This window comes from Pedobacter nototheniae, assembly GCF_004335085.1.
Taxonomy (GTDB): domain Bacteria; phylum Bacteroidota; class Bacteroidia; order Sphingobacteriales; family Sphingobacteriaceae; genus Pedobacter; species Pedobacter nototheniae.
Window position 1 is genome coordinate 414,264 of the sequence record NZ_RQRS01000001.1, and the last position, 13,790, is coordinate 428,053.

Sequence of the window (13,790 nt, forward strand, 5' to 3'; positions counted from 1 at the left end):
TTTTAATATAGGAGCAGATTTATTTGCTCCTTTTTTATTTTAAAATAATTTGGAAAGCAGGGTAAATCTCAATGTGGCGTATTGTAGCCCCGTGCTTTGCTTAATCCCGAAAAAGGATAACGCTGTCGCCCGGGTTTAGATGGCTATTGTTTTGCAAGAAATGAAGTGCGTAAACCCGACATAGCGGATACCGGCCTGGTGTGTAATGCTTGCAGGCGTATGAGCATTTGGCGGGATTAACCTTAAAATGGATTACTGCAATTGCTTTTCTAAATAATAGGAAAGTAAGATGATAATTGTCTGTAATTCTGAGTAGAAATCCTAAATCTAAAATCGTAATTCGTAAATCTATTTGTGTATTTTTGCAGCAAATGGGAACACAGGTAGATTTAGGCATAAAAGGATATAAAAATTACGGCATTCACTTACGCGAAAAGTATAATGGGCAGCGTGTATTTAAGGTAATTGTGGATGGTGGTTTTACATGCCCAAACCGGGATGGAAGCAAGGGTTATGGTGGCTGTACCTATTGTAATGTAGATTCTTTTACACCAGAGCCATCAAGAAAAAATCCAAGTATTAAAGATCAGTTGGCTGAAGGAATGGCGAGAGCCAAAAAATCTTACAAAGCCGATAAGTTTATTGTTTATTTTCAACCCAATACCAATACTTATGCGCCAGTACATTATTTAAAGATGATGTACGATGAAGCATTATCTATTAATACAGAGGAGATTGTGGGTTTTGCAGTAGGTACTCGCCCTGATTGTATTGATGCTGAAAAAGTTGCCCTTTTAGAAAGCTATACCGACAGGTTTGATGTAGATTTAGAAATGGGTATGGAATCTATTTACGATGAAACCCTAGAGCAAATTAATCGAGGCTGCAGTCATGGTGAATTTGTTGAAGCTGTAAAATTGCTCGAAAATAGTAAGCTAGATTTATGTGTACACACTATTTTCGGTTTCCCCTGGGAAACTAAAGAAATGATGTTGGGTTACATATATGAAATTAACCGTTTCCCTCAAATTAAATACGTAAAATTTCACCATTTACATATTGTAGAGGGATCTATTATGGGAGCGAAATATAAAAAGAACCCTTTTCATTTATTTTCACTGGAAGAATATACAGACTTACTTTGTGAATTAATCCCTTTGTTGCGCCCTGATATTGTAATTCAACGTTTATTTGGTATTTCTGACTGGGATTTGTTGATAGCACCTAATTGGGGTTTAAATAAATCAGCCATTCAAACCTACATTGATAAAGAGATAGAAAAACGTGGAGTTGTGCAAGGATCATTGTATATTTCTTAAAAAAAGACTAAAAATTTTATTTTTTACAACAAAAACCCACGATTTATCGTGGGTTTTTTCATTTTATTTATTTTTTATCAATTTTTAAGTCTTCCTTATGTTGTTTTTTATTTTGTTTTTAATAAAAAATGATATTTATGGGTGTTTTAATTTTTTTTAATTATATTTTTTTATTGTTTTTATTTGTTTTTTGATAAAAAATGCATGTTTAGTTTATAATATTTGAATTTTATGGTGTAAAAATTACAATAAGTAGTATTTTTATGAAAATAATTACTGTGTAATCAATTATTTTACTGACATAAACAAATTAAACTAAAAACTATGAGTAAATTTTCCCTAAAACAGTATGCGCCATTTGCGATTCTTATGATCTTCGCAATTTTAGCCTTATTTGTTCCACTTCTTCCCAACTTTGACGAAGGGAAGTATAGCGCTCCAGATATTGCTTTTGTATTGATCTCTGCTGCATTGGTTTTTTTGATGACACCTGGTCTTGCATTTTTCTATGGAGGCATGGTTCATCGTAAAAATGTATTGTCTACCATGATTAAAAGCGTTGTTGCTGCCGGTGTAATTACGGTGTTATGGACAGTGGTAGGTTTTAGTCTTGCTTTTGGCGATACAATAGGTGGATTTATAGGAAACCCCAAAACTTATTTGTTTTTTCAAGGCGTTAATTCGGGGCCAGCCTGGGGAACTATTCCATTGTCTTTATTTGCTGTATTTCAATTAATGTTTGCCATTATTACGCCAGGTTTGGTGGTTGGTGCTGTTGCAGAGCGTATTAAATTTACCTCGTATATTTTGTTCATTGTATTATTTGCCATTTTTGTTTATTCGCCCTTGGCACACTGGACCTGGTCTGCAAATGGTTTCTTATTAAAAATGGGTGTATTAGATTTTGCTGGGGGTACAGTTGTACACATTTCTGCAGGGATGGCAGCTTTAGCAGGTGCTATGGTGCTTAAAAGAAGAAAATCTCACATGGAGCATAAAGAAGTTCCACCTGCAAATATTCCTTACGTGCTAATTGGAACAGGCTTATTGTGGTTCGGTTGGTTTGGTTTTAACGCAGGTTCTGCTTTAGGCGCAAATGCTTTGGCAGTTTCAGCTTTTATTACAACCAATACAGCTGCAGGTGCTGCGGGTTTATCATGGATGTTTTTTGATGTAGCAAGAGGTAAAAAACCGTCAGTTTTAGGTTTTTGCATAGGTGCTGTAGTGGGTTTAGTAGCCATTACGCCAGGCGCAGGTTTTGTAAGTATTCCATCTAGTATATTTATTGGTGCCATTGGTGCAGTTGTTTCAAATTTAGTCGTATCATGGAAAGAAAAAACAAGTCTTGATGATACTTTAGATGTGTTTCCTTGTCATGGAGTTGGTGGTATTGTAGGGATGCTTTTAACGGGCGTATTTGCAACTAAAACTGTAAATCCGTTGGGTGCTGATGGGTTATTTTATGGCAATCCGGCATTTTTTCTTACACAATTAAAAGGAGCCGTAATTGTAATCATCTTTAGTTTTGTTGTTTCATTTTTAATCTTCAAGTTAATTAATCTGGTACAACCAATTCGTGTAACTGCAGAGGAAGAAGAAGAAGGATTGGATGCCAGTCAGCACAACGAAAAGTATACTCAAGGTACCTTATTAGTAGAAGAAAAAGTGGCTTATATAGAAAAAAATAGTCCTTTACAAGAATCTTTGTTATAAACGAAACCTAAACCATCCCGCTCACATGAAGAAATTTTTAACTGCTATGTTTAGCATAGCCAGCACTACGTGTGCCCTGGCTCAAGAGGCATCATCACCACTAGAAATCTCTGGTTCTGTAGATACCTATTATAAGTACGACTTTGCAAAAAGGTCTAATATTGGAACTTACTTTGCATCAGATCACAATTCTGTATCTCTTGGTATGCTTGATATCGCTTTAAAGAAAAAAACGGGTAAAGCTTCTTTTGTTGGTGAATTATCTTTTGGCCCGAGAGGCCAATATCAATCTATTCCAAATGGAGATGGGACAGATCAAAATACTTTCCATATTCAAAACTTATATATTAATTATGAGTTTACGGATAAGTTTTCGATGACGGCAGGGTATATGGGCACTTTTGTGGGTTATGAAGTAATTTCTCCGGTTGGAAACTTCAACTACTCAACTTCTTATTTATTTGGTGCTGGTCCTTTTCAAAATGCAGGAATTAAAGCGACGTATAAATTTTCAGATAAAGTGAGTTTAATGGCGGGATTATTTAACGATTGGAATTTATATAAAGCTACAAGAGGTGTTTCTAGTGTTGGTGGGCAATTAACCATTTCGCCAGTAGAGGGCTGGACAGCATATATTAATGTATTATCCGGTGCTGATCCTTATGGTTATGGAACGATAGAAGACTTAACTACTTCATATCAGATAACTAAAGAGTTTAAGCTAGGTTTAAATGCGGCAAATTACGATAAAAAAAGTAGTGATGAGGGTTATGTGGGTGTTGCTTTATATCCTCAATATGCTTTAAGTGATGCAGTTACACTGGGTTTAAGGGGTGAATATTATACCACAAAAGGCGCAGCAAAAACCAGTTATACAGGTTTAACTTTTACAGCAAATGTTAAATCAGGTGGTTTAACTTTTATTCCTGAAGTTAGGATGGATCATAATGGCGATAAACCTTTCTTTAATAAGGATGGATTAGCGGCTCCCAATGCCGGTCAGTTTTCATTAGCGGCGGTTTACGCTTTTTAATAAAATATTTAAAGTTAGCCGCCAGAATTTCCTGGCGGCATTTTATTATATTAGTAATTCAGATACCGAAAAAATACACAGCCGATGAAATACCTTTTATCATTTATTTTAACCACTTTCTTTTATAACGTTAAAGCACAACAAAAGCAGTTTGATTCGGACGATCGGGGGAAGTATATTTATTACGCTGTAGTAGAAGCTAAAAAATTGAATAAAGATAGTTTATTGGAGAGGGCAGAAGTTTTTATAAATAAGATTAATGCTAAAAACATTAAATTGGAGAGTAAAACGGATACTTCAATTTTGGCTAAAGGGAAAATGGTTATCGATAAAACACTTTTGGTAGCCAGTCATCCAAGTGGCGAAATAAGCTATAATTTAACGGTTGAGGTGCGCAATGAGAAATACAGATTTTGGTTAACAGATTTTAACTTCATTCCGTACCAGCGAGATCGATATGGCAATTATGTAGCTACAACAACTATTGGCACAGCTTTAGAGCAAACGCCAGGAAAGTTAAACGCAGGTGCATGGAAGGATATTGTAAACAGTGCCTACGCTAAAACGGTTAAATTTGGTGAAGATTTTAAAAAGGTTATGGAAACGAGTTTAAAAGAAAAAATGAAAAAGAAAACCGAAAATATTTCTACAAAAAGTTGGTAGCATTTGTTAAAGTTTGCCGAATATTTCTTCTACCTTTTTATATCTGAAATTAAAAATCTCATTAATTTTTTTGCTTACAACCAAACTATTAGCAATTAACCCAATTGGACCCCAACCAATGCTGTAGTGCAAAATATCATGCATTAAAACACCGCCTTCAATGGCCTCGAAATGATGATTATGGTGCCAAAATGCAAAAGGACCAAAACGCTGTTCATCAATAAAATATTCTTTATCCTTAACATGTGTAATTTCTGTAACCCAATTTAGTTTAATTCCTAAAAGTGGCGAAACTTTGTAAGTAATTATCATGCCCGGATACATTTTAGCATGCTCCATGTTTGGAGAAGTTACATCAAAAGTCATATCCTTTGGCGTAATTTCCGACAAGTTTAAAGGCGATGAAAAAAAATCCCAAGCCTGATGCAAATCCACCGGAATTTTCTGCGTAAACTCTAATCTATAAGTTTTCAAATTTCAATTTATTGTTTAACACAAATCTGCCTGTTTTGTTGGTAAAGTTGTATCTTTTTTAGTTAAAAGTTAATCTCATAGAGGAATTTCTAAAACAAATATTTTCTCTATTTTAGTTTAAAATACCTCAACCAAATGAAATTTAAGCTATTATTTTTATTGCTTTGCATAGGCAACAGTATCTCTATTTACGCACAATCCAATGTTAATCGCTATAATATCATTCCGGCACCAGTAAAACTGAAGCCTGTTAATGGTGCATTTATCTGGACGAAAAATACTACAATTAAATTATCTGGTGATTCATCCTTTGATATTGTAAAAAAAGAATTAAGCGCAGTTAGCTTAAAATTAAGTGTTTCTAGCCAAAAAAGTAGTATTTTAATTGTTCAAGATAAAAATATTCAAGCAAGCGAAGGCTATAAATTATCGGTTAATCCAAATCAAATTATCATTGCTGCGGCCAATATAGAAGGCGCTTTTTGGGCGGTTTCTACTTTAAAGCAATTGGCAGGTACTTCATTGTATGCTAAAAAAACCGACATTCCTTGTGTAGAGATTGAAGATCAACCTAGATTTAGCTGGAGAGGCTTGCACTTAGATGTTGCCCGCCATTTCTTTGATTTGGCAGAAATCCGTTTAATGATCGATAGAATGACTTTGTATAAGTTTAACAAACTGCATTTGCACCTAACAGATGACCAAGGTTGGAGATTAGAAATTAAAAAATATCCTGAATTAACAGAAAAAGGTGCCTGGAGAACGCTTAACGACCAAGATTCTGCTTGTATGCAGCTAGCGAAAACTAATCCAGACTTTAACCTGCCTGAAAAGAATTTTAAAATAATTAATGGCAAGAAAATGTACGGGGGCTTTTACACGCAAGAGCAGATGAAAGGATTGATTAAGTATGCTCAAGATCATGGTGTAGAGATAATTCCTGAAATAGATATGCCAGGGCATATGATGGCAGCTACAAAATTGTTTCCGTGGTTAACTGCTTCTAGTTCTGGTGGTTTTGGGAAAGATTTTTCTGAGCCGATATGTCCATGCAAAGAAACCACATTTGAATTTGCTGAAAACATATTTACGGAGGTTGCAGCCCTTTTTCCAAGTAAGTACATTCATTTAGGAGCAGATGAAGTTGAAAAAGATAGTTGGAAAAAGCTTCCTGAATGCAATGAATTAATGAAACGTGAAGGGCTTAAAAGTGTTGAAGAGTTGCAAAGTTATTTTGTACACCGGATGGAGAAATTTTTCCTTACTAAAGGTAAAAAGTTAATTGGCTGGGATGAAATGTTGGAGGGAGGTTTATCGCCTACGGCTACTGTAATGTATTGGCGTGCATGGGTGCCAGGAGCTCCTAAAAAAGCTGCGGAAAAAGGAAATGAAGTAATAATGTTGCCTGGAGAATTTTGTTACTTTGATGCACCTCAAGATGCCGGATCATTGAAAAAAGTGTATTCATTTGATCCTTACAATTACAATTTAACAAGCGATGAAAAGAAACTAATTTTAGGCGTTCAGGCTGCCACATGGTCAGAAAAAATACCTTCGTTACGTAGATTGGAGTATATGGTTTTCCCTCGTTTGCTTGCACTATCTGAAGTTGCATGGACAGGAAATACAGCCGGTTGGAATGACTTTTTAAAGCGTGCTAATAATCAATACAGCATGCTTGATGCAATGAACATTAATTACCGTATGCCAGATATTAATGGCTTTTCTCCACAAAGTGTTTTTGTAGATCAAACTTGGTTAAAATTAACTAATCCACTAAAAAGCACTGTTTTGCACTATACAACTGATGGATCGGATCCGGTGAAAAGTTCTAAAATTTACTCAGGCCCGTTGCTCATAAATAAAGCACAAAAGATTAAAATAGCTGCTTTTAGATCAAATGGAAATCCTGGGGAAGTATATGTAATTGACTATAAAAAACAAGCTTATCAAAAAGGAGTGCCCTCAGCTAACTTACAAAAAGGATTAAAATTTTCTTATTATCCAAAATACTATAAATCGGTAACTAAATTAATTGAAAGCGATAGAACGGATTCTGCAATTACGGAGAAAATCGATATTCCGATAAAAGATACGGCACCTTCTTTTGGTACCAGGCATAAAGGATATTTTTATGCTGCACAAGATGGAATTTATACATTCTATTTAAAGGCAGATGATGGGAGCAACCTTTATATCAATAATAAATTGCTGATAGATAACGACGGTTTGCACAGTGCAACAGAAAAATCTGCGCAAATTGCTTTAAGTAAAGGATACCATCCTTTTGAATTATTATTTATTGAAGGCGGTGGCGGCTATACCTTACAACTGGAATATAGCTTGGGCGAAGGAAAGCGCAAACCGCTATCTGCAACAGGTTTTTACCATTAATGCACCATCTTATCGGCGCAGGTAGAGCTGGCAAAAGCTTCAGGTTTTGCTTTAAAAATAAAGCCCATACTTAAAATATAACCCATCGCGTCGTTTAATGCTTTATTTGATTTAAACGACGGGTTGGTGTTAATATCTGCATGTACTTCGAGCGCAACATTATAAAGATCTAGTAAATCACAAATGGAGTAAGCAGTTTCTATTGATTTTTGCACTTCCATTAACATACGCTCTTTTATACCTACTTGTTGAGTGCTTTTTTCCTGGTGAATATACATAAAGCCTCCATGGTGCTCTCTAACCAATACAATTACTGTAGCAAAATCGGTAATAACTCCTTTAACTTGCGAATCCGTACCTATACAAACTTTTAATTTGTAGCCGTTTTCTGTTTCTCTGATAATTGCTTTTTCTACTTCTTCGAGGATGGAAGAATGAATAATTTCGCCACTAAATTTTTTCCAGGTCATACACTATGTTTTTTTGAGGTTAACAAATGGTAATCAGGTTTTTATAAAAATAAGAGCAATAAATTAAATTTATGTTAATTCACTATTGTTTATTTGCTAACAGAAATCTAGTTATCAACAAGTTAATGCTTTGAAATGATATAATCTGATAATTTTTGCAACAATATTCACATAGCAATCGTTATATTTAGGTATTGTTTAACCAAATCACATCCATTATGAATATCGAACTCATTCAGGAATTTCAGTTATTACAACAAAGCAGAGCAAATAAATTTGCGGGCGAATTAACGGATCGAATTTTATCATCGGTTGATGCTGTAAATGAAAAAGTTACATATTCTATTGCCCAAAGGGGTAAAATGTTAATGCTGCTAGATAAGCGATTAAATTTTACTGCCTTGAGAAAATTGAGAAATAGATTTTTTAAAGGCTAATTTCATAGCCCTCAGCTAATCGTATAATTGCTTACCTTTATGGCATAATGATAGAAAATGCCCTAAAAAGATTAAATATATCGGCACTTAATGAAATGCAACGCGCTTCTGTTAAGTCTGCAAAAGCCGGTAATGATCTCGTACTTATTGCGCCAACAGGATCAGGTAAAACACTTGCTTTCCTTTTACCTGTATTAGCAAATTTAAAACCGGAACAAAAAGGAGTTCAAGCATTGATTTTGGTTCCTTCGAGAGAACTCGCTCTGCAAATTGAGCAGGTATTTAAGCAAATGGGTACACCTTTTAAAGCAAATTGCTGTTATGGTGGTCATGCTGTAAGAATAGAAAAAAATAATCTTGCCCACCCACCAGCGGTTTTAATTGGTACACCTGGCCGAATTGCTTATCACTTGGAACATCAAAATTTTGATGAATCCACGATTGAAACTTTGGTTTTAGATGAATTTGATAAGGCGCTTGAATTTGGCTTTGAAGCAGATATGTCTTACATCATCGGAGCATTACTTTCACTTAAGCAACGTATTCTTACATCTGCCACAAAAATGGAAGAAATCCCTGCTTTTGTAAAGCTTGCAAAACAGATAGAAATAGATTTTTCTAAGGATGTACAAGTAAAACCGGATTTAAAGCTTAAAAAAGTAATGGCTCCTGCGGCTGATAAACTTGATGTTTTATTTAAGCTATTAAGTAAAATTGGCAATAGAAATACCTTGGTTTTTTGTAATCATAGGGAAACGGTAGACCGGATTAGTGATTTACTTTTCGAACATGGTTTGGGGCATGATGTATTTCATGGTGGTATGGAGCAAGACGATCGTGAAAAAGCATTGCTGAAATTTAGAAATGGAAGTCATAAAATATTAATCACAACAGATTTAGCTGCCCGTGGTTTAGATATTCCTGAAGTGGAGCATATTGTGCATTATCAATTACCATATACCGAAGATGCATATATTCATCGCAATGGGCGTACAGCCAGAATGAATGCCAAAGGTACTGCTTATGCCATTTTAACGGAAGAGGAGCATTATAAATATCTGCCAGAAAAGATTGAAGAGGAAATTTTAGCTGAACATTATAAATTACCGGAGCAAAGTGATTGGCAAACTTTATATATTGCTCACGGGAAAAAAGATAAAATAAATAAAATTGATATTGTAGGCTTGTTTTTACAGAAAGGCGGTTTGCAAAAAGAAGAACTTGGATTGATAGAGGTAAAAGATACCACCAGTTATGTTGCCGTAAAAAGAAATGTAGTGGATAAATTGCTGAAAGCTTTGCAAGGTGAAAAGATTAAAGGGAAAAAATTAAAGCTGGAAGTTGCCCGTTAATCTAAAAACGGTTACATTTCCATATTAAAGATTAAACATGAGTAACAACGAAATACTAAAAAAAATTAGAGTCGCATTATCTTTAACTACTGAAGACATCATTAAAATTTGTGGCTTGGTTGGTTTAAAGGTAACCAAAGCCGAAATGGGCGATATTTTCAGAAGTGAAGATCACGAAAATTTTAAACCGTGTGGAGATCAGATTCTACGCAATTTTTTAAATGGCTTAGTCATTTACAAAAGAGGTCCGAGGGATGAGAAAAAGTAATAGATTATATTTTCTATTATTTTTTTTATTTTTTGCTTTAAGCTTTAGCGTTAAATCTCAGGCACAGCGTAAAGTATCAGGGAATGTAGTGGATTCTTTGAAACGACCTGTAGAGGGGATTAATATTCAATTAATTACCGGAACTGATACACTGAAAGCCAATTCAAATTCAAAAGGAAATTTTTCTTTTAATCACGTTCGCAGCAATACGTTTTACATTTTTATAAGTGGAATTGGGTATAGGCCCTTTGTTACCATTTATCAAGTGGAAAAGCAACTGAAAAACATTGTTCTTGATCCAATTGTGATTAAGGCAGGAAGCATAACCTTAAAAGAAGTAGAGGTTAAGGTAAAGGTTGATCCTATTGTATTGAAAAAAGATACAGTGGAGTATAATGCTGCGGCGTATACCATTAGGCAAAACGATAAAATTGAGGATTTATTAAAGCAACTGCAAGGCGTTGAGGTTGATGCAAATGGCGCTGTTACCTCAATGGGAAAACCGATGAATAAGCTTCGTGTAAATGGTGAGGATTTTTTTACAGGAAATGTTCAGGATTACATCAGGCAGTTGCCTGCAGATTTAGTTGCCAAGCTGCAGGTTATTGAAGATTATGGTGATGAAGCTAATTTTACAGGTATTAAAACTGGATCGCCACAAAAAATGCTCAACCTGGTAACCAAGCCAGGAATGAATAAGGGGGTTTTTGGTAATGTTGATGTTAACGCGGCAACAAGTAATGCTTACAATGTTAATTTTAATGGCAATTTATGGCGAGAATCTAAGCAAATAGGTTTGGGAGGTAATTACGGTACAACAAATAACGAGTTTACAGATAACCAGAACAAACGTATAAATGCCAATATAAGGAATAAGGTATCAAAAGAACTTACAGTTAATGGAGGCTATACTTTTACCAATACCGATAGCAAATCAATTCAATCCAGCTATTTGGAAACTTTTAATCCACTTGGCGTTATCAACGATTTAAGGCAAAGTTCCAACGATGCTAAATCGAATAATAATACCTTAAATCTTGGCTTAAATCTAGTAAATAAAAAAAATTACCTAAATGCAGCCGTATCAGGAGTTTTAAGTAATAGCCAAACTGATGCTTATTCTATCTCCAATAAAACAGGTTATATAAAACAGGATTTATTTTCCAAATCGGGTTCAGAACAAAGTACGCCAAACTTTAGTGGTAATGTAAACTGGTCTAGAAAGCTATTAAATGCGAAGAAATCGCTTTCAGCAAGTATTAACTTTGGTCGTAATAAAGGAACATCCAATAGTGGGATAGAGGATATTATTAAATACTATAATGAAACCAACAACGTGTTGGTTAAAGATTCTTTGCTTAATCGTTTAGTAAATAGCAATACCTTAAGTACAAATTTTGGTGGGAATGTTCAATTTGCAAACTCCTTAAATTCTAATGCAGATTCTTTAAGCTCGAGGTTTATTACATTTTCTTATCGCTTTGGAATTAGTAAAACTAAAAACCTGCAAAATACTACTGTATTCGATTATGAAGGAAACAGTAAAGAAGTAGATTCGTTGGGTTTAGATTATGCTTCAACTTTTATTAATCAAACCTTAAACTTAAGTTACAATAGCAACAATAAAAATTTGAGTTACAGTTTCGGCTTCAGCTTTATGCCTAGTATTATTACAGGAAAATATGAAAAAACCGGAGAACGACTTCAAAATTTTCAGCTGAATTTTTCGCCAAGTGCCAATCTAAGTTATTTAATTAAGGATAGTAAAAGCCTCGCTTTTGGTTACAATGGTTATACAAGTGCACCTGATTTTAATAAATTACAACCCGTTAAAAACACCAGCGATGTACAAAATATTGTTGTGGGTAACCCAAATCTTAAAGCTACCGCAACACATATTATCAATTTAGATTACAATCAAAATAACCTGAAATCGGGTTTTAGCTTAATGGTTGGCCTTATTGGAACTTTTACCATAAATAGTGTAGTAAATAATACAGTTATTTTAACCGATACACTAAATAGTTTAAAGCAGCAAACCACCTACGAAAACGTAAATGGTGTATACAATATTGGTGGTAATTATTCTATATTTCAGCGTTTTATGGATAATAAACTTTCCGTATCATATAACGGAAATGTAGCCTACAGCCACAATGTTTTTTATACCGATAATGTTTTATATAAAAGCGGTGGTATAAACCTATCCAATGGAGTGCGATTAAATTTAAATGAAGAAAAATTTAGTTTAAATGCTGGTGCAAATTATAGCTACAGTTCTAATACCTATTCGGTTCAAAATCAAAATATTAAAAACATTCAGATTTTAAATATGACCTTTGGTGGTACTTATATTTTCAGCCCTAAATTTAGAGTGAATACCAATGTATCAAAAAGTTTAAATTTTGGCTTTAACATCAATAATGGAAATCCTTTAATTGTAAATTTAGGTCTTAATCAATACTTCCTTAAAAATAACAGACTGAGTTTCTCCGTACAAGCAAACGATTTATTTAACCAAGGTTCACTTTTTAGAACAACCGTTAATAATAATTCAATATCAGAGAATCGAACACGATTTATTAGCCGCTTTGTACAAGCGAGCTTAAGTTACAACATCAATAATTTCGGCGGCAAAAGGTTTAGGTAGTACCATCTGTTGGTATTTATATTTTACATCGTCGTGCAAAATTTATTTCGGCATCTTTCATGCTACAAGAACCCCAAAATAAATCCAGGGTGAGGACTTTTATATTAGAATTTGGAAATGAACGCTTCGGCTCTTGTGGCAATTGAAGTCCTGCTTTGCACTGTATCCCGATAGAAAAAAATCGGGATGCCGTTTCAATCCGGTTTAGAGATAAAGATTGTGCCCTTGATTTGGTAAATTTCAGCTGTTCGAGATGTTCCGCAGGCATCTCGAATTAACAATAAAAAGGGTTCTGTGAACCCTTAAATAAGTAAAGCTATAAATGACCTTCAGAATTTGAAAATCCTGTTTTATCAATAGTACGAGATGCGCTGAAAAAGCTAACATCTCGAACAGCTTGTTTAGATACCAAGTTTGTGCACTTAATGTTCCCAATTCTTGCTGCCGTTGTTAAATAAACCCGACCAACAGCGGTATTCCGATTTTTCTATCGGAATTTAGCAAAGGGCGGGGCTGCATTAGCCAAAATCTACAGACAATAGTTTCCAAAAAATCATAACACATTGCTTAGATCAAATTAAATGATACGGTGATAATAGCGAACGCAGGTATAATCGTAAGCATTGTAGAGGTGTACACCGGGAGAATCCGGTCGTCGGGAACCAGTCGTCGGGGCTTATCTGAGGCTGCGATGGAGAGAATCCGGTCAGCTGTTTGAGATGTTCTGCAGGCATCTCGAATTAACAATAAAAAGGGTTCTGTGAACCCGTAAATAAGTAAATCTATAAATGACCTTCAGGATTTGAAAATCCTGTTTTATCAATAGTACGAGATGCGCTGAAAAGCTAACATCTCGAACAGCTTGATCCGGTCGTCGGGAGCTCATCTGAGGCTGCAATGGAGAGAATCCGGTCGTCGGGAGCTCATCTGAGGCTGCAATGGAGAGAATCCGGTCGTCGGGAGCTCATCTGAGGCTGCAATGGAGAGAATCCGGTCGTCGGGAGCTCATCTGAGGCT

11 protein-coding genes are annotated in these 13,790 nt (G+C 35.0%); 9 read left to right on the forward strand and 2 right to left on the reverse strand.

The window, feature by feature from the left end; translation table 11 throughout:
• Positions 1-371 precede the first annotated feature (371 nt).
• From EHC72_RS01780 to EHC72_RS01795, 4 genes are all read left to right on the forward strand, one after another.
• Positions 372-1,319 carry a TIGR01212 family radical SAM protein gene (locus EHC72_RS01780; protein ID WP_131535761.1) on the forward strand — a complete coding sequence of 316 codons (948 nt, stop codon included), beginning with the start codon at positions 372-374 and terminating at the stop codon, positions 1,317-1,319.
• A gap of 324 nt (positions 1,320-1,643) precedes the next feature.
• Positions 1,644-3,032 (forward strand): ammonium transporter, encoded by a 1,389-nt coding sequence (locus EHC72_RS01785; protein ID WP_131535762.1) that lies wholly within the window; start codon positions 1,644-1,646, stop codon positions 3,030-3,032.
• Positions 3,033-3,057: 25 nt separating this feature from the next.
• Positions 3,058-4,065: an outer membrane beta-barrel protein gene (locus EHC72_RS01790; protein WP_131535763.1), complete on the forward strand. Its 1,008-nt coding sequence runs from the start codon at positions 3,058-3,060 to the stop codon at positions 4,063-4,065.
• An 84-nt stretch (positions 4,066-4,149) separates the two neighbouring features.
• Entirely contained in the window at positions 4,150-4,728 is a 579-nt protein-coding gene (locus tag EHC72_RS01795; protein ID WP_131535764.1) for a DUF4468 domain-containing protein, read from the forward strand.
• Positions 4,729-4,734: 6 nt separating this feature from the next.
• Here EHC72_RS01795 and EHC72_RS01800 read toward each other — a convergent pair whose 3' ends face one another.
• Positions 4,735-5,202: an SRPBCC family protein gene (locus tag EHC72_RS01800; RefSeq protein ID WP_165585752.1), complete on the reverse strand. Its 468-nt coding sequence runs from the start codon at positions 5,200-5,202 to the stop codon at positions 4,735-4,737.
• A 135-nt stretch (positions 5,203-5,337) separates the two neighbouring features.
• Between EHC72_RS01800 and EHC72_RS01805 the strand changes: the two genes are divergently transcribed.
• Positions 5,338-7,596, forward strand: coding sequence for a family 20 glycosylhydrolase (locus EHC72_RS01805; protein ID WP_131535765.1), 2,259 nt, complete (start codon positions 5,338-5,340; stop codon positions 7,594-7,596).
• On the opposite strand, the gene EHC72_RS01810 is transcribed toward EHC72_RS01805, so the two are convergent.
• Positions 7,593-8,066, reverse strand: coding sequence for a ribonuclease H-like YkuK family protein (locus EHC72_RS01810; protein ID WP_131535766.1), 474 nt, complete (start codon positions 8,064-8,066; stop codon positions 7,593-7,595). The genes EHC72_RS01805 and EHC72_RS01810 overlap by 4 nt on opposite strands.
• 218 nt (positions 8,067-8,284) lie before the next feature.
• Between EHC72_RS01810 and EHC72_RS01815 the strand changes: the two genes are divergently transcribed.
• The 4 genes from EHC72_RS01815 to EHC72_RS01830 are packed head-to-tail and all read left to right on the forward strand — an operon-like array spanning position 8,285 to position 12,773.
• Positions 8,285-8,503, forward strand: coding sequence for a hypothetical protein (locus tag EHC72_RS01815; protein ID WP_131535767.1), 219 nt, complete (start codon positions 8,285-8,287; stop codon positions 8,501-8,503).
• 47 nt (positions 8,504-8,550) lie between these two features.
• Positions 8,551-9,855, forward strand: coding sequence for a DEAD/DEAH box helicase (locus tag EHC72_RS01820; protein WP_211660259.1), 1,305 nt, complete (start codon positions 8,551-8,553; stop codon positions 9,853-9,855).
• 37 nt (positions 9,856-9,892) lie between these two features.
• Positions 9,893-10,123 (forward strand): DUF1456 family protein, encoded by a 231-nt coding sequence (locus EHC72_RS01825; protein WP_131535769.1) that lies wholly within the window; start codon positions 9,893-9,895, stop codon positions 10,121-10,123.
• Positions 10,110-12,773, forward strand: coding sequence for an outer membrane beta-barrel protein (locus EHC72_RS01830; protein ID WP_131535770.1), 2,664 nt, complete (start codon positions 10,110-10,112; stop codon positions 12,771-12,773). The genes EHC72_RS01825 and EHC72_RS01830 overlap by 14 nt, the downstream gene beginning before the upstream one ends.
• Positions 12,774-13,790: the final 1,017 nt, after the last annotated feature.

What these genes read in the sequence shown, in the direction of transcription:
- EHC72_RS01780 (WP_131535761.1), top strand. Translation starts at nt 372, where the DNA reads ATGGGAACACAGGTAGATTTAGGCATAAAAGGATATAAAAATTACGGC.
- EHC72_RS01785 (WP_131535762.1), top strand. Translation starts at nt 1,644, where the DNA reads ATGAGTAAATTTTCCCTAAAACAGTATGCGCCATTTGCGATTCTTATG.
- EHC72_RS01790 (WP_131535763.1), top strand. Translation starts at nt 3,058, where the DNA reads ATGAAGAAATTTTTAACTGCTATGTTTAGCATAGCCAGCACTACGTGT.
- EHC72_RS01795 (WP_131535764.1), top strand. Translation starts at nt 4,150, where the DNA reads ATGAAATACCTTTTATCATTTATTTTAACCACTTTCTTTTATAACGTT.
- EHC72_RS01805 (WP_131535765.1), top strand. Translation starts at nt 5,338, where the DNA reads ATGAAATTTAAGCTATTATTTTTATTGCTTTGCATAGGCAACAGTATC.
- EHC72_RS01810 (WP_131535766.1), bottom strand. Translation starts at nt 8,066, where the DNA reads ATGACCTGGAAAAAATTTAGTGGCGAAATTATTCATTCTTCCATCCTC.
- EHC72_RS01815 (WP_131535767.1), top strand. Translation starts at nt 8,285, where the DNA reads ATGAATATCGAACTCATTCAGGAATTTCAGTTATTACAACAAAGCAGA.
- EHC72_RS01820 (WP_211660259.1), top strand. Translation starts at nt 8,551, where the DNA reads ATGATAGAAAATGCCCTAAAAAGATTAAATATATCGGCACTTAATGAA.
- EHC72_RS01825 (WP_131535769.1), top strand. Translation starts at nt 9,893, where the DNA reads ATGAGTAACAACGAAATACTAAAAAAAATTAGAGTCGCATTATCTTTA.
- EHC72_RS01830 (WP_131535770.1), top strand. Translation starts at nt 10,110, where the DNA reads ATGAGAAAAAGTAATAGATTATATTTTCTATTATTTTTTTTATTTTTT.